The following is a 22,884-nucleotide window of genomic DNA, read 5'->3' as shown; positions in this document are numbered from 1 at the left end:
TCCTTTCTTGGGTAATAGAAGCTGATTACAGCCAGGGTCACAATAGTCCGGACTCAGCGAAACGTGATGAGTTCCGGGGCCTTCAACAGTTGCAGGTGCGCATGACTGTTGAAGGAAGCCAGCGCCACCTCGCGACCACGAAACTTGAGCTGGTTGAGCGAGGTGTTGACGATTTGCCAATTCAATTCAAAGGCCTGCCGGGCAGGCATTTGTGTAATCAGGTGGAGCAGGGCGGTGATGGTGCCGCCGGAGGTGAACACGGCGATCTTCTGGGTGTTGTCGTCGGCCTGGTCGAGGATACGCTGCAAACCGGCCTGAACCCGCTCGACAAATCCCAGCCAGCTTTCCAGCCCCGGCGTGTCGTAGGTGCCGGCGAGCCAGCGCTCGATGATCAGGGCGAAGATTCGCTGGAACTCGGCACGGTTTTGCGCGGCGTTGCGCAAGATATGCAGCGCTTCGGGTTCGTCAGCCAGCATCGCCGGCAACAGCGCGCGGATCACCGCGTCGGCATCGAATTCGTTGAAGGCGGAGTCGGTTTCCAGCAACGGCACCGGCAGGCCCACGGCGGCGAATTGTTCCAGCGCGCTATTGGCCGTGTGCTGCTGGCGGCGCAGATCCCCTGCCAGGCAGCGGTCGAAGCTGATCCCGAGTTCAGCCAGGTGCCGGCCAAGGATTTCAGCCTGACGAATACCGGTTGGCGACAGGACGTCGTAGTCGTCTGCACCAAAGGAGGCCTGGCCATGTCGAATCAAGTAGATGCTGCCCACGTCCGCGTCATCCCGGTACGTTGAAGGTTTGGCGAGGTTATGAGGATGGCGTTGAGCTGTCAATGAAAAAACATACGCTTGTTTGAAATGCTCGTTACACGCCTGTAACCAGAGGTGTCACGGCTGGTCGCAAGGCCGGTGCATGAGTATGCTGGTGGTATCCCGCGCGCGTTGATGCCGCGCATCGTCTAAGGAGTCCCTGTGGAGTTTTTGTCCGAGTACGCCATTTTCCTGGCCAAGACCGTGACCCTGGTGATCGCCATTCTGGTGGTCCTGGCCAGTTTTGCCGCATTGCGCAGCAAGGGGCGGCGCAAGTCCGCCGGCCAGTTGCAGGTCAGCAAGCTCAATGATTTCTACAAGGGGCTGCGTGAGCGCCTGGAGCAGACCTTGCTCGACAAGGATCAGCTCAAGGCCCTGCGCAAGACCCAGGCCAAGACCGACAAGAAACAGAAGAAAAAACCCGAAGCCAAACCCCGGGTGTTCGTGCTGGATTTCAACGGCGATATCAAGGCTTCGGCCACCGAGAGCCTGCGCCATGAAATCACCGCACTGCTGACCCTCGCCACGCCCAAGGATGAAGTGGTGCTGCGTCTGGAAAGCGGCGGTGGCATGGTTCACAGCTACGGCCTGGCGTCCTCGCAACTGGCGCGTATCCGTGACGCCGGCGTTCCCCTGACCGTGTGCATCGACAAGGTCGCGGCCAGTGGCGGCTACATGATGGCTTGCATCGGCGAGAAGATCATCAGCGCGCCGTTCGCGATCCTCGGCTCGATCGGGGTGGTGGCACAGTTGCCTAACGTCAATCGCCTGCTGAAGAAGCACGACATCGACTTCGAAGTGCTGACCGCCGGTGAATACAAACGCACCCTGACCGTGTTTGGCGAAAACACCGAGAAGGGGCGGGAGAAGTTCCAGGAAGACCTGGACATCACCCATCAACTGTTCAAGAACTTCGTGTCGCGCTATCGCCCGCAACTGGCAATCGATGAAGTGGCCACCGGCGAAATCTGGCTCGGTGTCGCGGCACTGGACAAACAACTGGTGGACGAACTCAAGACCAGCGACGAATACCTGGCCGAGCGCGCCAGCAAGTCCGAGCTCTATCACTTGCATTACGCCGAACGCAAAAGCCTGCCGGAGCGCATCGGCATGGCTGCCAGCGGCTCGGTCGATCGCGTGCTGCTGAGCTGGTGGAGCCGTTTGACCCAGCAACGCTTCTGGTAACGACACGCTGATTGCGGATTGATCGCCGAATACAAAAAAGCCCTGAGTCGGTTTGCGACTCAGGGCTTTTTGTTGTGCGGTGTACTTAGCGGCGACGGAACAGCGGCAGCGGTTCGTCGGTAGCGGCCTGATAGGTCACCGAGAAGTCCTTGAGGCCTTCAAGGGCTTCGTGCGGATCCTTGTCGGCGCGAATGGCGAACGCGTCGAAACCACAGCGATGCATGTAGAACAACTGGTCACGCAGCACGTCGCCGATGGCCCGCAATTCGCCCTTGAAACCATATCGGTCACGCAGCAGGCGGGCGTTGGAGTAGTTGCGACCGTCGGTGAAGGCCGGGAAGTTCAGGGCAATGACCTGGAACTGCGCCACGTCCTCACCGATTTCCTCGGCTTCTTCATCGGCGTCCAGCCAGATGCCCAGGCCGCCGTCGCGGGCCTGGAGCATGCGGCTGTGTTCGCGCCACAGCTGCAACGGCACGATGAGGTCGTCGCAGTTGCTGATCTCGTCGATGTTGAAGTCCTTGGGCAGCAGGTGCCAGGTCTCGTCGACGACCTCGTTGTTCTTAATGATTCGCTGCATAGACACGCTCCTTGAAGAGGTCGATACCGATACGCTGATAGGTGTCGATGAAGCGTTCGTCTTCGGTACGTTGTTCGATGTACACGTCGATCAGCTTTTCGATCACGTCAGGCATGGCTTCCTGGGCAAAGGACGGGCCGAGGATCTTGCCCAGGCTGGCGTCACGGCTGGCGCTGCCGCCGAGGGAAACCTGATAGAACTCTTCGCCTTTCTTGTCCACCCCGAGGATGCCGATGTGGCCGACGTGGTGGTGACCACAGGCGTTCATGCAACCGGAGATGTTCAGGTCCAGTTCGCCGATGTCGAACAGGTAGTCCAGGTCGTCGAAACGGCGCTGGATCGATTCGGCGATCGGGATCGACTTGGCGTTGGCCAGGGAGCAGAAATCGCCACCCGGGCAGCAGATGATGTCGGTCAGCAGGCCGATGTTCGGCGTGGCGAAGCCTTGCTCGCGCAGCTCGCCCCACAGGACGAACAGCTTGTCCTGCTCGACGTCGGCCAGAATGATGTTCTGCTCGTGGGAGGTGCGCAGTTGCGCGAAGCTGTAACGCTCGGCCAAATCGGCCACGGCGTCGAGCTGCTTGTCGGTGATGTCGCCCGGTGCAACACCGGTCGGCTTCAGGGACAGGGTCACGGCCACGTAGCCCGGCTTCTTGTGGGCCAGGGTGTTGCGCACGCGCCAGCGGGCAAAACCCGGGTGCTGCTGATCGAGCTCGGCCAGGGCGGCGGCCTGGTTGTCCAGGGCCTTGTAGTCCGGGTCGACGAAGTGTTTGGCGACGCGATGCACTTCGGCTTCGGTCAATGTGGTCTGGCCACCGCGCAGGTGCTCCATTTCCGCATCGACTTTCTGTGCGAAGACTTCAGGCGTCAGCGCTTTTACGAGGATCTTGATCCGCGCCTTGTACTTGTTGTCGCGACGGCCATAGCGGTTGTAGACACGCAGGATGGCGTCGAGGTAGCTCAACAGGTCTTGCCACGGCAGGAACTCATTGATGAAAGCCCCCACTACTGGCGTACGGCCCAGGCCGCCGCCGACCAGCACACGGAAGCCCAGTTCGCCAGCGGCGTTGTGCACCGGCTCAAGGCCGATGTCGTGGACTTCGATGGCGGCGCGGTCGGAGGTCGAACCGTTGACGGCGATCTTGAACTTGCGCGGCAGGTAGGCGAATTCCGGGTGGAAAGTCGTCCACTGGCGCACGATTTCGCACCAAGGGCGCGGGTCGATCAGTTCGTCGGCGGCGACACCGGCAAACTGGTCGGTGGTGACGTTGCGCAGGCAGTTGCCGCTGGTCTGGATCGCGTGCATCTGCACGGTGGCGAGTTCAGCGAGAATGTCCGGGATGTCTTCCACGGCCGGCCAGTTGAACTGCACGTTCTGCCGGGTACTGATGTGGGCGTAGCCCTTGTCGTAGTCGCGGGCAATTTTGGCCATCATTCGCATCTGGCGCGAAGTCAGTTGGCCGTAAGGCACGGCGACTCGCAACATCGGCGCGAAACGCTGGATGTAAAGGCCATTTTGCAGGCGCAGGGGGCGGAATTCTTCTTCGCTCAGCTCGCCTGCCAGATAGCGTCGGGTCTGATCACGGAACTGCTTGACGCGGTCCTCGATGATCCGCTGATCGTATTCGTCGTATACGTACATATAAGTCCTGTTCTCAGGCTTGGGCCGGTCGGAAACAGCGGCGTTTTTTTGGCTTGCTGGCGTCCGATAAAACCTCGGCAATTCTGCGCGCACGGCCGCGCACTCCCTACGGAGCCGGGGCACGATACCAGTTTGCGTTTATGCGTAAAAGTGATGTTTGAGCATATGTAAAGAACCAAATCGCCTAATGAGAATCGTTGTTGCAAAGACCCTGTTTGTGATGAGGGCAATCGTCGTCTTTACTCTGCTCGTGTCTTTATGCAATCACCGATAAAACCGACAAGAGGCGATGCAATGAGCAACCCAACCAAAGCAAGGAAAAGCGATAGCAGCGTTGATGCCTGGGCAATCTTGTTCCTGATCATCCTGGTCGTGGGGACGGCGGTTTTCTGGGTCAGCCACCAGTAAACGACTGCGCCCGGGCCCGGTTGCGACGATTGTCCGACAAAAACCGGAAAAATCGCCGTTTCACGGACGTTCGCTGGCTATAATGCGCGGCGAATTTCCGGGGGCTCGGACGACCAATGTTGAAGTTTCTGTATGGCGTATTACTGACGCTGGGCATGGTCGTGGGACCCTGTGCCCAGGCGGCGTCAGTGCTGTTCCTGAATCCTGGAACCCCGACGGAAGCTTTCTGGGCGAGTTACTCGCAGTTCATGCAGGCCGCGGCGACCGACCTGGGGATGGACCTGCGCATCCAGTATTCCGACCGCGTCCCGGAAAACACCATCCACCAGGCTCGTGAAGCCCTTCAGGGCTACCATCGTCCCGACTACCTGGTGTTCGTCAACGAGCAATACATCGCCCCCGAAATCCTGCGCCTGGCCAAAGGCAGCGGGGTGAAGCTGTTCATGGTCAACAACGCCCTGACCCCGGATCAGATGAAGCTCATCGGCGCACGCCCCGACAAATACCCCGACCTGCTCGGCAGCCTGGTGCCCAATGACGAGGAGGGCGGCTACCTGATGCTCAAGGACCTGATCCGCCAGCACGGCCCGGTAGCCCCTGGCCAGACGATTGATCTGCTGGCCTTTTCCGGCTTGAAGATCACCCCGTCCGCGCAGTACCGCGAGAGAGGCATGCGGCGTGCTCTGGCCGAGCATCCCGAAGTGCGTTTGCGGCAGTTGGTGTACGGCGGCTGGACCCGGCAACGCGCCTATGAGCAGGCCAGGCTGTTGTTCAAGCGCTACCCGCAGACGGCTCTGGTCTGGGCCGCGAATGACGAGATGGTGTTCGGTGTGATGCAGGCGTATGTCGAGGCCGGCGGTGAGCCAGGCAAAGGCGTGTTGTTCGGCGCGATCAACAATTCACCCGCGGCGTTGCAGGCACTGCTCGACCGCCGCCTCAGCGTGTTGCTGGGCGGGCATTTCAGCCTGGGCGGCTGGGCGCTGGTGCAATTGCATGATTACGATGAAGGCGTGGACATCAGCCAGTACGGCGGCCGGGACCGGCAGATTCCGCTGCTACAGCTCATCGACCGGACACAGGCCAAGCGGCTGCTGGCGATGGGCGCCGCGCAGGACTTCGGTGTGGACTTTCACAAACTGTCCGCCAAGGGTCGGCCGACCTCCTATCGTTATCCGTTCACCCTGCAAACCCTGATGCATTGAGTCGCTTCAAACCCCGGCCATAAGCAGCACCAGCTTGACGATGCCGAACAGCGCCAATGCAAACACCACGGTGAACACAATCCCCAGAATCACGAAATGACTCGGCTTGCCATGAGTGAAATCACGCGCCCGATTCTTCCCGCTCTGCACTCCGAACGCTGCCGCCATGACACTGTGCAACATCTGCCAGAAGGTCGGTGGCTTGTTGTCGACTGGATCGTCCATAAATCCCTCGCCTTTGAGTAGGTCTTCAGAGCATAGCCAAAACCGCAGCTGGCATTTTAGCCGGCTGACGCATTTGGAAATGAGTATCCGCCGGTGCAATAACTATCTACCTCAGTCGGGGCTCCCTGAAATGATGTTCTGTCGTTCCACTTTTCAGGAACGTCAACATGTCTACCCATCCTCCGTCTTTACCCCGTCAACATTGGATCGCGCGCCAAAGCAGTATTCATGGCGAGCTTCTCGAGCAGAAAACACCCGCCTGGCTGATCAACGCCCTGCCGCCAAGACGGGCTGCGTTAAAGGACGCCGGCACGCTTGCAGCGGACTGGTTTCAGCGCGCCTCCGTCAAGCAACAGCAAGTACTGAAGAACAGTTTCATTGCCAGTTTCACTGCGCAAGCCAGGTTGGACAAAACGATGTCCGCGCTGGCGGATATCGACTCATTCGCCGCGCCGGTGCTCGCCAAGGCCCTCAAGGAACGGTTCGCAATTGAACTGGACGTCAACAAAACCCTGCTCTGCCTCAGGCGGCCGCTGGAGATCGGCGATCTTGACATCGAAGTGGCATCGTTCGAGGTCATGAAGCTGTCGTTGCTACAGGCGGCGCTGCATAACTTCGAAGCTGCCGAGTGCGAGGAGGGGGCCTTCCATCGCAAGTCGGGTTTCCTGGTCGAGACGTCCACGCCCGGCACCTACGAGGTCGCGACCCTCGCCATGACCGTCAGTCAGTTCCTGTCCCTGTGTCGCGAACTGGATATCGGCGCCCAATATCAGGCCTGTCTCGAGGCATTCTTTCATCCAGCGGATACGCGCCAGGAAACGGCGCTGCGCGAGCAATTCGTCACCAGCCAGAAAGCGGCATTGCGGGCCGCAGCCGAAATGGCCCTGCTGAAGAAGGATATCGAGCCTGAAGATTACACAATGATCCTCTCGGTCGTTGAAGGCCAGATCCATCCCCGAGTCGGTAACACGCCCGTGTGGTTTCGCGACCTGAGTTTGATGAAGCGCAGGATGACCGGTTGCGTCGTGTTCAGTATCAGCGAGCAGTATCGCTACACCAGCGACTTCATCGTCTACATTCCCCATGATCCCGAGCATCCACTCAAACGCTATACCTCCGGGCAGTTGAGTGAGGAATTCAAACGCCAGTTCACGGACCGGGGCACAACGCAGCCCGGCGCTGGTGGCCCGACGGCTCACCAGCGTTTTTTCAGTCAGTTCGTTGCTTACGCCGATCGTCCTTACTACTTCAGTCAGTTCACCCGAATAGCCGCGGATGCGCCTGCCGATCCCTTGCATTCGATCTGGGTGAAAGTCGCGCAATTCCTTCCGCCATTATCCAGCGTTGTGCGGATCAAGGAATTGCCGCCAGAGCGTGCTGGCAAGCGCGAACCGGTCGAGGATCCCTACCTCAATCCTTTCGGGATCATTCGCGAAGGCGTCGACGGCATCTGGTCCGCCAACACTGACCTGTGGACCTACCTCTACGAACAAAACCGCGCCAAGGCGATCGCCGATGCCCGCAGCCATGCGGTCCCCACGGCTGATGTCGATGCGAAAGCTCGGGCCGAAAAGCTCAACCATCTGCTGGAAGTCGGCATGTTGGGGCTGAACATGGTGTCGATGTTCGTGCCGGTACTGGGAGAGATCATGCTGACGGTCATGGCCGGTCAACTCCTGTATGAGTCTTTCGAGGGCGTGATCGAGTGGAGTGAGGGCGATCGCAATGCAGCCAAGGCGCACCTGATCGATGTGGCCGAGAACCTGGCGCTGATCGCGGTGATGGCGGGGGTTGGCAAAGGGGTGGCCAGGTTGGCGCCGGTGACACCCGAGCCGGTGGTCGAGCGCCTGGCCCCGGTCAAGTGTGCCGACGGCGAAACCCGATTGTGGAAACCTGACCTGAGTGCCTATGAAGGCAATGTCATGCTCGATCGCAACTCAGTGCCTGATGCGCTGGGACTGCACCGGGTAAACGGCAAAACCTGGATCCGGCAGAGCGGCAAGGTCTATGAAACACGCTTCGACTCTGAACTGAACAAGTGGCGCATCCAGCATCCGAGCGATACTCAGGCCTGGCAACCCATACTCGAACACAACGGGCAGGGTGCCTGGCGCCATTCGCTGGAGCGACCGCTGGCGTGGGATCGTCTGACCCTGCTGCGGCGCATGGGCCACATCACCGAAGCATTTTCCGATGAGCAACTGCTCGACATCGCGGATGCCTGTGATGTGGACGACAGCGCCTTGCGCAAGATGCACATGGATCATTTGCCGCCGCCACCGGAACTGGCGGACGCCTTGCGCTTGTTCGAAGCCGATCCTGGCAGCAGCGGGCCACTGATCGAAAAATTGCAGCGTGCCAGCCCGGGACTGAGTGAGTCCGCCGCCCGCAGGATCCTGCTGGATGCCAATGCCGAAGAGCTCAACCGCCTGAAAGCATCCGCCCGGATACCGTTGAAGATGCTCGAGGAGGCGCGTTGGTATACGCAGCAAGGGCATCAGGCCAGGGCTTTCGCCGGCTTGTACAGGGAGGACATGGCCTCGGCAGACAGCCGATGGCTCGCGCTGCATGCGCTGGAAAAACTGCCTGGCTGGTCCGGCGAAGTACGCCTGGAGGTACGCGACGGACACATCAACGGCCCGCTCATCGATGGCATCGGCAATGAATCGGCAGGCCGTCGCAAGTATGTGGTGAAACAGGGGCCTTCTTTTCAGGCCTTTGATGAACGGGGAGAAACGCTCAATGGCGTGCCCGCCAGTGGCGACAATTTTTTCGCCTCGATCATGCATGCCTTGCCGGATGAATCCCGTCAGGCACTGGGCGTTCCACATGTCAGTCAGAGTGCCGGTCTGCGCCAGGCGGTCATCGACTCTGCCATCGAGCATCGACTGGAGTTGTCGCAGCAGCTGGCGAAACGAGCGGGTCGCCGCCAATCGTTCAAGCCACCTGTACGCGTCTCCGAGCGCCGGGTGGGGTACTACGCCAGCGGTCGCGGCCAAGGGTTCAATCCTTCGCTGGTGGCCCGCGTGCAGGATGTGCATCCCGGGCTCAGCGATCAGCAGGCCAATGGATTTATCCTGGCTCAGTTGCGCGCGGGCAAGACCGAAGCACAGGTCTATAGCCTCATGCAGGAGCGCATGCGTCAGTGGGAAGTACTGGAATCGACCCTCGATCAATGGGTTGGCGAGCCGGTGCCGGAATCCATTTTGCAATCCATGCTCGGTAGCAAGGCCTCGGTTGCGCACAACATCAAGCAAAGCTGGCGCAACTCACCGTTGGCTGACAGTCACCCCATGTACAGGTTGCTGGATCTGGTCTGTGACGACCCGATACCGCCATTGTCGGCGGATTTCTCCCATGTGCGTGATTTGTATGTTCGCGGCCGGTGCATCACTGACGCCAATGTCGATGCCCTTTTGGCGAGTTTCCCCAGGCTGAAAAGGCTGCGAATAAATGCCACGGGGGATGAGTTCAGCAACGTACCTGCCACATTGAGCGGTATGCGCGAGCTGACTGACCTGAGCCTTTATTGCGCCACGCCATACGCCGTGGACATGCCGTCGAGGTTAAACGCTTTGGTGGCGCTCGAGGATCTCAGTGTCTCTTCCTCCAGTTACGCATCGCTTGCTCTGGATGTCCGCGGACTGCGCAAACTGCGCAGCCTGGAAGTCCTTGCTCCCTCGATGTTTGAATGGCCTGCAGGGGTTCTCGAGCTGCCACGCCTTGAGCGTTTGAACCTCAGGGGGACCGGTATCAGGACATTGCCCGACGGTGTTTTCCAAGGGCATGAAAAACTTTGGTCCGGGCTGTCGCTGGACTGGTCGAACTTCCTGCGGGAAAACTTCAAGCCAGCGTATGACTACGTCAAGCACCATCCTGAACACCTGGTTGATCTGCAGGAAATGGTCAAGGACTACAGCAAGGGGGAGTTAAGGCGTCTTGGCGAAGGCATGTACGACTCGGTCGAGGTGATATTCAGTCAGTTTACCGAGCAATGGCCGGGCGCCGAAGCAAGGTTCGAGGCCCTGGAGGCTTTGGGCGATGGCTACCGAACACTCGACCGGCAACTCAATGACTGGTACCACTCGAAAGCGACGCCAGTAGCCATCGAAGAGACGATGGCGCGGGAGTGGTTGGGCCATTCCCTGAGAGTCAGCTGGCGTCATGGTGCCTTCAAACGTTATGGCTCTACGGCCGATGCCTCGGTGCTCGAGGTGCCGAATCTGCAACTGAGTGAACTTCCAGTGCTACCGGCCAGTGAGTTCTCGCATGTGCAGACATTGAACTTGAGGGGTACTCAAGCGCCTGCGGAACAGATTCGCCGCTTTGTCGGTGGTTTTACCGAACTGCAGAGGCTCGGCTTGCCCGGTACCGGTTTGACTGAGGTGCCGATTGCGCCTGGCGAACTTGGCAAACTGACTTATCTGGATCTATCGGGCAACCGCATGGGTGCCGGTTCAACCGAACCACAACGTTTCGAGGGGCTGCAGAGTCTCGAATACCTGGACCTGAGCAACAACCCGCTGCACTCGCTGGACGTGAGTGCGTTGACTCGTCTCAAAGCCTTGAATCTGCGCGGCACGGACCTGCAGGAATGGCCAACCGGGTTGCAGCACTTGCCAGAACTGAACTGGATCGATTTGCGTGACAGTCAAGTCAGCGCGCTGCCGACGCCGCTTGCGGATGACATGCTGCTCAAAACCAACCTGACCGGCACACCCTTGACCCCGCAGTCCATCGCAGAACTCGATTTGGCCCGACAACGAGTGGAAATGGGCAAAGGCTTGCCAGCCGGGACCCTGAAACGGTTTGACCTGGAGGAGGTGCCAACGATTTTCCCGCCGTCGGAGAGCCGGGAGTCGATCGCAGGTCATTTGCTGGCGCTGACAAAAGTTCCGGTGGGAGAAGGGCCTGCGGCGTTGGGAAAACGCCTGCAACGACTAAAACCGAATCTCACCGATGATGACGCCTTGCAAGTGATCGAACAGATGCGCGAGAGCGGGGCAACGCAGGTGCAAATCGGTGAGCGAATAGCCGAATGGGAGCAAGCTTATGAGGTGCTCACCCGTCGTTTGAATGGTTGGCTGTTTACGCGCGGGACACAGGGCCCGGGTTGGATGACGTCCTCGAGCACCCGCAGGCTGGGTGCCTTGCGAATCCTTGAATGCTGGCGTGAAGGTCTGGGCGGCGCGCCGGGTGTTGCGCACGCCGTGTTGGATCTCAATGGCCTGCAACTGGGCGACCTGCCGGAGCTGCCGGTCATGTTCGAGCATGTGGGCAGCTTGAACCTGACGAGCGTAAAACTGACCACTCAAGGCTCCGACGGGTTCCTCAAGGCATTCACTCAACTGAAGGCACTTGAACTCAATGGCAATGGGCTGGAGGTTGTACCCGACCCGGTTCAACACATGGAAAAGCTCGAGCGCCTGGAAATCTCATCGAACCGTATCAGCGATACCGAGGGCTTGTACGCAAAGTTGAGCAATCTGCAACGGCTGCAATCGCTGGACCTGAGTTACAACGAGCTGGATGCTTTTGACGTCGGTGATTTCGACGCTTTGGAGACGCTCGATCTGCGCAACAACAATCTGACCGAATGGCCGGACGGCGTGGCGACTGCCAATCGCCTGAGATCGCTGAACCTCAGTGGCAACGACATCACGTCGGTTCCCGAGGACGTTCTGGATGGCAGCCACGAGGTTCTGCTGAGCGGTACGGACATGAGCGACAACTACAACCTGTCGCTGGAAAGCCTGGAGCGATTGAGGACCTATCGCGAAGAGGGACTGCACGACACCGTGCTGGGATTCTCGCGCAGTGATCTTGATGATCTGATTGATGATGCGCATGGCTTTGACGAAGCAAGCATCGACAGCATTGAGACTGATGAGGAACTCTCTGAAACCGAGCCTGATTCCGCTCAAAGGGAACCCTGGCTGGCCAATGCTCCGGCTGAGGAGTTGGCCGGTAAAAAAGAGACCTGGAATCAACTGGCGGCGGAGCCGGACAACGCGGCGTTCTTCCATTTGATTGCGCGATTGCAGGACACGCAGGAGTTCAGGGTGGCGAAAGCCGATCTGACCCGGCGAGTGTGGACAGTCATGGACGCCGCCGCGAGCAACAGCGAACTTCGCGAGGTGCTGTTCGCCGGTTCCGCTACCCATGGCACCTGTGTCGATGGCCGGATCCTGACGTTCAGCGGGCTGGAAAGCAAAGTGTTCACCCACAATGCCTTGCTCGACATTCCCGTCGGACGCCTGAGTGAAAAGGGTGATGCGCTATTGAGGTTGTCCCGGCAGTTGTTCCGGCTGGACAAGGTCGACGAACTGGCGACAAAAACCGCCGCGCGTGCCGGTCATGATGAAGCCGAAGTGCGGCTGGGTTATCGAATCGGCCTTACCGATGGCTGGCCTGATGGCCTGAGCCTGCCAGGGCAACCCAGGCACATGACCTACGCCTCGGGCGTCACACCCGGGCAACTGGCGCAGGCGCGCATCGAGATCGGCAATGCAGAGCGCTCCGACGGGTTTTTTGAAGACCTGATTCAGCGTGACTACTGGGTGAGCTATCTCAAGGAGAAATACCCTGAAGAATTCAGGGCACTCGATGAGATGGATGTCCAGGAGATGGACACCGATGAGGTTGGCAACGCTGACGACCCTGTGTTCCTGAGCGTGCTTTTCGATCAGGCGGCGGCACGCAATGCGAAGATGATCGAGTTGTCTCGAAAAGAGGTCGCGGAGCTCGCCTCAAACGGCTGATTCATTCTCCCTGTAGGAGCGAGCTCGCTCGCGATGGTCGTTAACGATAACGCGTGTTTACTGGATAAACACAGCGCTCTTGAGTCCATCGCGAGCTCGCTCCTACAAGGGGGCACTCAGTTGTCGTAACCCAGGTTCGGTGCCAGCCAGCGTTCGGTCACGCTCAGCTCCTGGGATTTACGCGAGGTGTAGCTCTGCACCTGGTCCTTGTCGACCTTGCCCACGGCAAAGTATTGCGCCTGCGGGTGGGCGAAGTACCAGCCGCTGACCGCTGCCGCCGGGAACATGGCGTAGTGCTCGGTGAGGAACACACCGCTGCGGCCTGCGCGCATTTCCTCGGCCTCAGGATCGAGCAGGGCGAACAGCTGGGCTTTTTCGGTGTGATCCGGGCAGGCCGGGTAACCCGGTGCCGGACGGATGCCGGTGTATTGCTCCTTGATCAACGCCTCGTTATCCAGCGTTTCGTCTTTCGCATAACCCCAATGCTCTTTACGCACCTGCTGGTGCAGCCACTCGGCGCAGGCCTCGGCCAGGCGGTCCGCCAGGGCCTTGACCATGATCGAGTTGTAGTCGTCGCCCGCGTCCTGGTAGGCCTTGGCGACTTCTTCGGCGCCGATGCCGGCGGTGGTGATGAAACCACCCACGTAGTCGGTCACTTCACTGTCCTTGGGCGCGACGAAGTCGGCCAGGGAGAAGTTCGGCTTGCCATCGGTCTTGATGATCTGCTGGCGCAGGTGATGCAGCTTGGCCATTGGCTTGCCGTCATCGCCATACAGCTCGATGTCGTCGTCATGCACCTGGTTGGCCGGCCAGAAGCCGAACACTGCGCGAGCGCTGATCAGCTTTTCGTCGATCAGTTTGCGCAGCATTTCCCCGGCATCGTTGTACAGCGAGGTGGCGGCTTCACCGACCACTTCGTCCTGGAGGATGCGCGGGAACTTGCCGGCGAGGTCCCAGGAGATGAAGAACGGCGTCCAGTCGATGTATTCGGCCAGCACGTCGAGGTCGATGTTATCCAGCACCCGCGTGCCGGTGAACGTCGGCTTGACCGGCGTGTAGCTCGCCCAGTCGAATTGCGGCTTCTTGGCGATGGCCGCGCCGTAGCTCAGGCGTTCGGTGCGGGCGCTGCGGTTGGCGGTGCGCTCGCGAACTTCGATGTAGTCCTGGCGGGTTTTCTCGACGAAACCGGGCTTGAGTTCCTTGGACAGCAACTGCGTCGCCACGCCCACGGCGCGAGAGGCGTCGGTGACGTAGATCACCGCGTCGTTGCTGTACTTGGGCTCGATCTTCACCGCCGTGTGCGCCTTGGAGGTGGTCGCGCCGCCGATCATCAACGGCAGGTGGAAGTCCTGGCGCTGCATTTCGCGGGCGACGTGGACCATCTCATCCAGCGACGGGGTAATCAGGCCGGACAGGCCGATGATGTCGCACTTCTGTTCCTTGGCCACCTGGAGGATTTTTTCCGCCGGGACCATCACGCCGAGGTCGACGATGTCGTAGCCGTTGCAACCGAGCACGACGCCAACGATGTTCTTGCCGATGTCGTGCACGTCGCCCTTTACGGTGGCCATCAGGATCTTGCCCTTGGCCTCCGGCTTGTCGCCTTTCTCCAGTTCGATGAATGGGATCAGGTGGGCCACGGCCTGTTTCATCACGCGGGCGGATTTCACCACCTGCGGCAGGAACATTTTGCCGGCGCCGAACAGGTCGCCGACGATGTTCATGCCAGACATCAGCGGGCCTTCGATCACTTCGATCGGGCGGGCGAACGACTGACGAGATTCTTCGGTGTCTTCGACGATGTGGGTGGTGATGCCCTTGACCAGTGCGTGCTCCAGGCGCTTGTTGACGTCCCAGTTGCGCCACTCTTCAGTCTCGGCTTCCTTGACGCTGCCGTCGCCCTTGTACTTGTCGGCGATGGCGAGGAGGGCGTCGGTGCCTTCCGGGGTGCGGTTGAGGATCACGTCCTCCACGGCGTCGCGCAGCTCCAGCGGGATCTGGTCGTAGATCTCCAGTTGGCCGGCGTTGACGATACCCATGGTCAGGCCACTGCGGATCGCATACAGCAGGAACACCGAGTGGATCGCCTCGCGCACCGGGTTGTTGCCACGGAACGAGAACGATACGTTGGACACGCCGCCCGAGGTCAGCGCGTACGGCAGTTCGTCGCGGATGTAGGCACAGGCGTTGATGAAGTCCACGGCGTAGTTGTTGTGTTCTTCGATACCGGTGGCCACGGCGAAGATGTTCGGGTCGAAGATGATGTCTTCCGGCGGGAAGTCCACTTCGTTGACCAGGATGTCATAGGAGCGTTTGCAGATTTCCTTCTTGCGCGCTTCGGTGTCGGCCTGGCCGGCTTCGTCGAAGGCCATCACCACCACGGCGGCGCCGTAGCGCTTGCACAGCTTGGCGTGATGAATGAACTGCTCGACGCCTTCCTTCATGCTGATCGAGTTGACGATGCCCTTGCCCTGGATGCATTTGAGGCCGGCTTCGATCACTTCCCACTTCGAGGAGTCGATCATGATCGGTACGCGGGAGATGTCCGGTTCGCCGGCGATCAGATTGAGGAAGGTCACCATGGCCTTCTTCGAATCGAGCATCCCTTCGTCCATGTTGATGTCGATCACCTGGGCGCCGGCCTCGACCTGCTGCAGGGCGACTTCCAGGGCTTCGGTGTAGTTGTCTTCGCGGATCAGACGGGCGAACTTGGCCGAGCCGGTGATGTTGGTCCGCTCGCCGACGTTGACGAACAGCGAGCTGCGATCGATGGTGAACGGTTCCAGGCCCGAGAGGCGGCAAGCCTTGGGGATGTCCGGAATCTCGCGCGGCGCATAGCCGGCCACGGCCTTGGCGATGGCTTCGATGTGGCCCGGCGTGGTGCCGCAGCAGCCGCCGACGATGTTGAGGAAGCCGCTTTGGGCGAACTCTTCGATGACCTTGGCAGTTTCCGACGGCAGTTCGTCGTACTCGCCGAATTCGTTCGGCAGGCCGGCGTTCGGGTGCGCGGAAACGTGGGTGCCAGCCTTGTTCGACAGCTCTTCGAGATACGGGCGCAACTCGCTGGCGCCGAGGGCGCAGTTGAGGCCGACGGAAATCGGCTTGGCGTGGGCCACGGAGTTCCAGAACGCTTCGGTGGTCTGGCCGGACAGGGTACGGCCGGAGGCGTCGGTGATGGTGCCGGAAATCATGATCGGCAACTCGATGCCCAGCTCTTCGAACACGCCTTGCACGGCGAAGATCGCGGCCTTGGCGTTGAGCGTGTCGAAAATGGTTTCGATCAGGATCAGGTCGGCGCCGCCTTCGATCAGGCCTTTGGTGGATTCGGTGTAGTTTTCCACCAGCTCATCGAAGGTCACGTTGCGGTAGCCGGGGTTGTTCACGTCCGGGGACAGCGAGCAGGTGCGACTGGTAGGACCGAGCACGCCGGCAACGAAGCGCGGCTTGTCCGGGGTTTCCAGGGTCTTGGCGTCGGCGACCTTGCGCGCCAGGCGCGCGCCTTCTACGTTTAACTCATACGCCAGGCCCTGCATGCCATAGTCGGCCAGGGAGATCTGGGTGGCGTTGAAGGTGTTGGTTTCCAGAATGTCGGCGCCGGCGTCCAGGTAGGCTTTTTCAATGCCGCCAATCACGTCCGGGCGAGTCAGTACCAACAGGTCGTTGTTGCCTTTGACATCGCTCGGCCAGTCAGCGAAGCGTTTGCCACGGTAATCCTGCTCTTCGAGCTTGTAGCTCTGGATCATCGTGCCCATACCGCCATCGAGAATCAGGATGCGCTCTTTGAGGGCGTGCTTGAGAGCTTGAAGGCGAACGCTGCGATCGGACATTTGGACTACTCGGTAAGACCATGACGAAGGGCCGGGATGATAGCAAACCTGTGCGCTTTTAGAGCATGACTCGAATTTGCATGAATATCGTTCATGTTGGCAGGGGTGACAGACCGGTAGAATCGCGGCGTTTTTTCAGGATTCAGGACCAGGGACATGTCGTATCGCTTCGTCATCGGCACATTGATGCTGTTTTTTAGCTGGGGCGCTGCGGCGCAAAGCCCGGCGATTTCTTCTGCCATTTCCTACAGCCGCGACATTCAACCGATCTTCACTGAAAAGTGCGTGGCCTGCCACGCCTGCAACGACGCCGCCTGTCAGCTCAATCTGGGCAGCGGCGAGGGCGCTGCACGGGGCGCGACGAAAGTCCCGGTGTATGACGGCGACCGCACTAAAGCGGTGGCGCCGACGCGGCTGTTTCTGGACGCCTCCGGCAAAGCCGCCTGGCAGCAGAAGGGCTTCTATTCGGTGCTCGATGCCCAGGGCAGCCAGGCCGCATTGATGGCGCGGATGCTGGAGTTGGGCCACAACACCCCGTTGCAACCCAATGCGAAGTTGCCGCAAGACATCGTCCTGGGCCTGAACCGGGAAAACATGTGTGCCATGCCTGCGGAGTTCGGCGCCTATGCCGCTGCGCACCCGAAGGAGGGCATGCCGCTGGCGGTGACCGGCCTGACCGACCAGCAGTACCAGACGCTGCAACGCTGGCTGGCGGCAGGGGCGCCGATTGGTCAGCAAGCGATGGCGCCCAGCGCCAGGGAGGCCCTGGAGGTGGTGCAATGGGAAAACCTGCTCAATTCACCGGGCGCCCGTGAAAGTCTGGTGGGGCGCTGGCTGTATGAGCACTGGTTCCTCGCCCATCACTACTTCAAGGATGGCGAGCCCGGGCATTTCTTCCAGTGGGTGCGTTCGCGCACGCCCACCGGCCAGCCGATCGACCTGATCAATAGCCGTCGCCCCAACGATGACCCGGGCACGCAGTTCTACTACCGCCTGTGGCCGGTGCAGGGCGTGATCGTGCACAAGACCCACATCAGCTACCCACTGAGTACGGCGAAGATGGCGCGGGTCAAATCGCTGTTCTACAGCGGTAACTGGCAGGTCGATGCCTTGCCGGGCTACGGGCCGCAGAGCCGGGCCAACCCGTTTGCCACTTTCGAAGCGATTCCGGCGCAGGCGCGTTATCAGTTCATGCTCGATAACGCCGAGTACTTTGTGCGCACGTTTATCCGCGGCCCGGTGTGCCGCGGGCAGATCGCCACGGATGTGATTCGCGACAACTTCTGGGCGCTGTTCCAGGCGCCTGAACACGACCTCTACGTCACCGACCCGAACTATCGCGGGCAAGCCACGCCGTTGCTGGCGATGCCGGGGCAGAATGATGATGTCGGCAGCGTCCTGAGCCTGTGGCACGACTACCGCGACAAACGCAACGAATACGAGGCCCTGCGCCGCGACAGCTACGCCGACGAGCCTGCACCGAGCTGGTCGAGCCTGTGGGCCGGCAACGATAACGCGCTGCTGAGCATCTTCCGCCATTTCGACAGCGCTTCGGTGACCAAGGGCCTGATCGGCGACGTGCCGCAGACGATGTGGCTGTTCGACTATCCGCTGCTGGAACGCACCTACTATCAACTGGCGGTGAACTTCGATGTGTTCGGCAACGTGTCCCATCAGGCCCAGACGCGCCTGTATTTCGACCTGATTCGCAACGGTGCCGAGCAGAACTTCCTGCGGCTGATGCCCGCCGACTCCCGCGACGGCTACCTCGACGACTGGTATCAGAACAGTGGCAAATTCAAGATGTGGCTGGACTACGAGTCCATCGACGATGACAAGCCAACTGCACTGAAGCTGGACCCACAAGACCCCAAGCGCGACTTTGCCATGCAGTTGCTGGACCGCTATGGCGACCTCAATGCCAGGCCCGATCCGATCAATCGCTGCGATGGTGCCTACTGCTCGCGGCCGAACATCGATCCGGACCTGCAAAGTGCCGAGCAGGCGCTGAGTCGCCTGACCTCACGCCCGGCGGCGGGGCTTAAAGTCATCGACCAACTGCCGGAAGCGACCCTGTTGCGCATCGAAACCGCCGGCGGCAAGCGCGAGGTCTATAGCCTGCTGCGCAATCGTGCCCACAGCAACGTGGCGTTCCTGCTCGGTGAATCGTTGCGCTATCAACCGGGGCTCGACACCCTGACGATTTTCCCGGGCGTACTCAGCAGTTACCCGAACTTCATGTTCAACATCCCGGCCGGGCAGGTGCCGGCGTTTGTGGATGCGATGGAAAATGCCGGGGACAGCGCCAGCTTCGAGAAAATCGTCGAACGTTGGGGGATCCGTCGCAGTCATCCGCAATTCTGGGTTTATTTTCATGACATGAGTCGCTACATCCAGGAAAACGATCCGGTGGAAGAGGGCGTGCTGGACATGAACCGCTACGAGAATCTCTGATCCACCCCCACCCCCCTGTGGAGGCGCCGACACAGGGGGATCGGTGTTTCTTTTCCCGACAAAAATACTAGGACTTTGTCCGGCGCGTCGATTGGCGTAAACTGCGCCCAAGCCTGCGAGGAGTTTCCATGACCGCTATTACCATTACTGACGCCGCCCACGATTATCTGGCTGATCTGCTCTCCAAGCAGAACACCCCGGGCATCGGCATCCGCGTCTTCATCACCCAGCCTGGCACCCAGTACGCCGAAACCTGCATTGCCTACTGCAAGCCGGGCGAAGAAAAACCCGAAGACACCGCGCTGGGGCTCAAAAGCTTCACCGCGTACATCGACCATTTCAGCGAAGCTTTCCTGGACGATGCCGTTGTCGACTACGCGACCGACCGCATGGGCGGCCAGCTGACCATCAAGGCGCCAAACGCCAAGGTACCGATGGTCAACGCCGACAGCCCGGTCAACGAGCGCATCAACTATTACCTGCAGACCGAAATCAACCCGGGGCTGGCCAGCCATGGCGGCCAGGTCAGCCTGATCGACGTGGTCGAAGACGGCATCGCCGTCCTGCAGTTCGGCGGCGGTTGCCGGGGCTGCGGCCAGGCCGACGTGACGCTGAAGGAAGGGATCGAGCGCACCTTGCTCGAGCGCATCCCTGAGCTGAAAGGCGTTCGCGACGTGACCGACCACACGCAGAAAGAAAACGCCTACTACTAAGGTGTTCGCTGCGGATTGAAAAAACGGCGCCCCGTGAGCGCCGTTTTTTTATGGGTGAACTTCGCTGACGCCTTCGCGAGCAGGCTCGCTCCCACAGTTGACAGTATTCCAATGTGGGAGCGAGCCTGCTCGCGAAGGGGCCTTATGGGCGATAGAGATGCGCATGCCCGGCGCGATACAGCGATGACTCGCTGAAGTTGTCACTGCCCAGCACCCGACCCACCAGAATCAACGCCGTACGGCGAAAGCCCTTGGCTTGAACCTTCCCGGCAATGTCCTCGAGCGTGCCCACCACCCAATCCTGATCCGGCCAGCTTGCGCGGTGAACCACGGCTATCGGGCAATCGGCGCCGTAATGCGGCAGCAGTTCCTCAACGATCTTCGCCAGGTGATTGACCCCCAGATGAATCGCCATGGTCGCCCCGTGCTGCGCCAGGCTGGCGAATTCCTCGCCGGGTGGCATGGCGGTCTTGTCGGCGTAGCGCGTCAGGATCACGCTTTGGGAGATGTCCGGCAGCGTTAGTTCCGCGCCCAAAAGCGCTGCACACGCGGCTGTGGCCGTGACGCCGGGTACGATTTCGAACGCAATGCCCAACTCACGCAGATGGCGAATCTGCTCACCGATGGCGCCATACAGGCTCGGATCGCCGGAGTGCACCCGGGCAACATCCTGACCTTTGGCGTCGGCGCTCTTGATCAGCTCGATGATCTGTTCCAGGTGCAGCTCGGCGCTGTTGACCACCTGTTCGGCGCTGTGGCCTTCCAGCACCGCGGCAGGCACCAGAGAGCCGGCGTAGATGATCACCGGGCAGCTGCGAATCAGCCGCTGGCCCTTGACGGTAATCAGTTCGGGGTCGCCGGGACCTGCGCCAATGAAGTAGACGGTCATCGTCGGTTCCTGTCGGAAAAAAAAGGGGCTGAACAGGGCTTCAGATGAAGAATGTTCATGATCAAAGGTGGGGATTATCGCGGTTTTCAGGCGGCGCCGGCCAATGCCAGTGTTGCCTGGGCATATTTCTGTCGTGGAATCAGCAGTTTCGCCGGGCCTTGGGCCAGTTGTTCAGCCAGGGCCAGTGCGGCGCTTTCCGCCACGCCGTAGCAACCGGTGCGTTCAAACGCTATTTGCGATTGATGGCTGAGTTGCGGCTCATAGGCGGCCAGTTGTTCACTGGTGAAATACATCAATTCAAGACCCAGCTGCTGGGCCAGTTCGACCAGCGCAGGTTCGTCGCGCTTCAAATCGATGCTGGCCAGCGCCTTTATTTCATGGCGTGCAATCCGGTGCGCCGCCAATGCCTGGTCGAGCAGCGCCAGCAGCGTGCTGACGGGGCAGCCCCGCTGGCAGCCCAGGCCGACCACCAGGGTCGGCGCTGTGCTGACATCAGTCATGCGTGGTACTGGCCATCGCTTTTGCGCCGGAACAACCAGGCGCTGATCAGGCCCAGGGCCAGCCAGAACGCCACGTTGGTCAGTTGCGAAGCGATTTTGAACTGGGCTTCCAGCGCCTCCGGAGCGAGCATCGAATGCACTTCCGGTTGCGGTGCGCCAATCACATGGGGAACGGCAAGGATCGCCACGCCAAGGACTTTCATCAGCCAGTGACGGCTGAACACGATCAGCGCGATACCGACGGCGGTGGAGGCGGCGGTGCCGATCCACCACAGTTGCCGTTGTGCCAGATCGGCGGCGGCAGTGCCGGGCAGTTCAGGCGGCAGGCCAAGCGTCGGCGCGAGCACGAAGGTCGCATAACCGGCCAGGCCCCAGAGCAGGCCCTGGGAGGTTTTGGTCGGCGCGCGCAAGGTGTAAAGGCCGGCCAGCATCAGGGCGAAACCGACGGCCACCACCAGGTTGCCGCCGGTGGTCGACAGCACGCGCTGCCAGCCGTCTTGCGGCTCCCAGGCTTGCGCATCGTGAGTATGGGCCGCCATCGCACCGTCGGCGTGCTCATGCATTTCAACAACGGCCGGTTCGGCTTTTTCGTAGGTTTCGGCCTGCAGGATCAGGGGAGAAACCCAGAAACTTTGCAGCAGGGTCAGCAGCAGGGCGGCCAGCAGCCCGGTGAAACCTGCGGTTTGCGCAATACGCTTGATCATGTCGTCAGGTCTCAATGGCACGGGAACGCGGAGCTGTGACGGGTATCGTGGGCGGCATTGTGCACCGCTTCGATGTGCGAGAAACCGGCGAAATACACAAGGCACGCGCCCAAAATCGACGCGCAGGCGGCGGCGGTCAGACGTTGAGTCAGGGTTGAGGTGGTGCTGGCTGTAGTGTGGCCGGTGCTGCTGATGATCGACATGGCGTTTCCCTCTGGTCTGTCAGCGGGGAATAAGAGCGCATGCAAAACCCTGCACGACCAGGCGCGCAGGGTTTCAAACAGCGCCCGCCCACCGCGGGTTTGTTGTTTCAGTGATCGTACTGGTCACTTTGTGTTGCGGGCCGGTCTCCGGGCTCACGAGGGGCAAAGGCCTGGGCCTGAACCTGTAAGCATCACCTTCCCATGCCGTGATGGCACAGTGGATCTGATGCTTCGCTCGCTTACCGTTGCGGGGGCAGCACCGGACTGACATGGCTTTGGAGTAAAGCACATGATTCACCGGTTTCCCGTTTCACCCTGTGAAGGGCACCCGTAACAAGATGCGTAGGAGAGCATGGGCGGGGGTTGGGCGTCAATTGGCAGGGGTTCTCAACTGAAGACCGAGTCGCCTTCATCGCGAGCAGGCTCGCTCCCACATTGGAACGCGATCCCCTGTGGGAGCGAGCCTGCTCGCGAAGGGCTCACCACTGATTTCAAGCGGACATTGACCCGCCCCAATACCATGCGTAGCCTTGCGCTTTCGAGGTTCTTCGGCGTTTGTCGAAGCTAAGAAGGGAACGCGGTCAATGCCGCGGCTGCCCCCGCAACTGTGAACGGTGATGTTCGTTGCCACGCCACTGCTGGCTCAATCCATGAGGCCGGCGGGAAGGCGCAGCGAATGCCAGGCTCAAGGCCGGCACACCGTCAGCCAGGAGACCTGCCTCGACACAGATTCTCACTTTCAACCGGGCGGGGTGATCCGGTGGCGAACTCTTCAGGCACGCGCC

Annotated in this window: 14 protein-coding genes and 2 riboswitches; of the genes, 5 read left to right on the top strand and 9 right to left on the bottom strand. The window is 60.4% G+C overall.

Annotation, left to right across the window (positions count from 1 at the left end):
- Window positions 1-53: 53 nt before the first annotated feature.
- Window positions 54-767: a histidine phosphatase family protein gene (locus AB4O16_RS03380; protein ID WP_460156991.1), complete on the bottom strand. Its 714-nt coding sequence runs from the start codon at window positions 765-767 to the stop codon at window positions 54-56.
- Between the two features lie 201 nt (window positions 768-968).
- Between AB4O16_RS03380 and sohB the strand changes: the two genes are divergently transcribed.
- Window positions 969-1,991: a protease SohB gene (gene sohB, locus AB4O16_RS03375; RefSeq protein ID WP_160386230.1), complete on the top strand. Its 1,023-nt coding sequence runs from the start codon at window positions 969-971 to the stop codon at window positions 1,989-1,991.
- An 85-nt stretch (window positions 1,992-2,076) separates the two neighbouring features.
- Here sohB and AB4O16_RS03370 read toward each other — a convergent pair whose 3' ends face one another.
- Both AB4O16_RS03370 and AB4O16_RS03365 read right to left on the bottom strand, forming a co-directional pair.
- On the bottom strand, window positions 2,077-2,571 hold the full coding sequence (locus AB4O16_RS03370; RefSeq protein WP_150719222.1) for a DUF934 domain-containing protein: 495 nt from the start codon (window positions 2,569-2,571) through the stop codon (window positions 2,077-2,079).
- Window positions 2,555-4,213, bottom strand: a complete 1,659-nt coding sequence (locus AB4O16_RS03365) for a nitrite/sulfite reductase (RefSeq protein WP_460156990.1) — start codon at window positions 4,211-4,213, stop codon at window positions 2,555-2,557. Before AB4O16_RS03365 ends, AB4O16_RS03370 begins: the two co-directional genes overlap by 17 nt.
- A gap of 524 nt (window positions 4,214-4,737) precedes the next feature.
- On the opposite strand from AB4O16_RS03365, the gene AB4O16_RS03360 reads away from it, so the two are divergent.
- Window positions 4,738-5,823 carry an ABC transporter substrate-binding protein gene (locus tag AB4O16_RS03360; RefSeq protein ID WP_460156989.1) on the top strand — a complete coding sequence of 362 codons (1,086 nt, stop codon included), beginning with the start codon at window positions 4,738-4,740 and terminating at the stop codon, window positions 5,821-5,823.
- A 6-nt stretch (window positions 5,824-5,829) separates the two neighbouring features.
- On the opposite strand, the gene AB4O16_RS03355 is transcribed toward AB4O16_RS03360, so the two are convergent.
- The gene (locus AB4O16_RS03355; protein ID WP_160386226.1) at window positions 5,830-6,048 is read right to left on the bottom strand and encodes a DUF2970 domain-containing protein; all 219 of its coding nucleotides are present in this window, start codon (window positions 6,046-6,048) and stop codon (window positions 5,830-5,832) included.
- Window positions 6,049-6,215: 167 nt separating this feature from the next.
- Here AB4O16_RS03355 and AB4O16_RS03350 point away from each other — a divergent pair, with 167 nt between their 5' ends.
- On the top strand, window positions 6,216-12,809 hold the full coding sequence (locus tag AB4O16_RS03350) for an NEL-type E3 ubiquitin ligase domain-containing protein (RefSeq protein ID WP_460156988.1): 6,594 nt from the start codon (window positions 6,216-6,218) through the stop codon (window positions 12,807-12,809).
- Between the two features lie 116 nt (window positions 12,810-12,925).
- Here the strand turns inward: AB4O16_RS03350 and metH are convergent, their stop codons facing one another.
- Window positions 12,926-16,636 carry a methionine synthase gene (gene metH, locus AB4O16_RS03345; RefSeq protein ID WP_460156987.1) on the bottom strand — a complete coding sequence of 1,237 codons (3,711 nt, stop codon included), beginning with the start codon at window positions 16,634-16,636 and terminating at the stop codon, window positions 12,926-12,928.
- A gap of 156 nt (window positions 16,637-16,792) precedes the next feature.
- On the opposite strand from metH, the gene AB4O16_RS03340 reads away from it, so the two are divergent.
- Together AB4O16_RS03340 and nfuA are read left to right on the top strand one after the other, a co-directional pair.
- Window positions 16,793-19,090, top strand: coding sequence for a fatty acid cis/trans isomerase (locus AB4O16_RS03340; protein WP_460156986.1), 2,298 nt, complete (start codon window positions 16,793-16,795; stop codon window positions 19,088-19,090).
- 128 nt (window positions 19,091-19,218) lie between these two features.
- Window positions 19,219-19,803: a Fe-S biogenesis protein NfuA gene (gene nfuA / locus AB4O16_RS03335; protein ID WP_460154653.1), complete on the top strand. Its 585-nt coding sequence runs from the start codon at window positions 19,219-19,221 to the stop codon at window positions 19,801-19,803.
- Window positions 19,804-19,945: 142 nt separating this feature from the next.
- Here nfuA and cobM read toward each other — a convergent pair whose 3' ends face one another.
- From cobM to AB4O16_RS03315, 4 genes are all read right to left on the bottom strand, one after another.
- Window positions 19,946-20,692, bottom strand: coding sequence for a precorrin-4 C(11)-methyltransferase (gene cobM, locus AB4O16_RS03330; protein WP_460156985.1), 747 nt, complete (start codon window positions 20,690-20,692; stop codon window positions 19,946-19,948).
- Between the two features lie 86 nt (window positions 20,693-20,778).
- Entirely contained in the window at window positions 20,779-21,192 is a 414-nt protein-coding gene (locus AB4O16_RS03325) for a cobalamin biosynthesis protein (protein ID WP_160386221.1), read from the bottom strand.
- Complete coding sequence (locus AB4O16_RS03320; protein WP_460156984.1) at window positions 21,189-21,896, bottom strand: CbtA family protein; 708 nt, start codon at window positions 21,894-21,896, stop codon at window positions 21,189-21,191. The genes AB4O16_RS03325 and AB4O16_RS03320 overlap by 4 nt, the downstream gene beginning before the upstream one ends.
- A gap of 11 nt (window positions 21,897-21,907) precedes the next feature.
- A complete protein-coding gene (locus tag AB4O16_RS03315; protein ID WP_160386219.1) occupies window positions 21,908-22,099 on the bottom strand; it encodes a CbtB domain-containing protein in 192 nt (63 codons plus the stop codon).
- 121 nt (window positions 22,100-22,220) lie between these two features.
- Window positions 22,221-22,446, bottom strand: a riboswitch (cobalamin riboswitch).
- A gap of 177 nt (window positions 22,447-22,623) precedes the next feature.
- Window positions 22,624-22,836, top strand: a riboswitch (cobalamin riboswitch).
- Window positions 22,837-22,884: the final 48 nt, after the last annotated feature.

This window comes from Pseudomonas sp. S2_H10, assembly GCF_054668285.1.
Note: the sequence above shows the minus strand (reverse complement) of the source record. Positions and strands in the feature narration are given on the sequence as shown.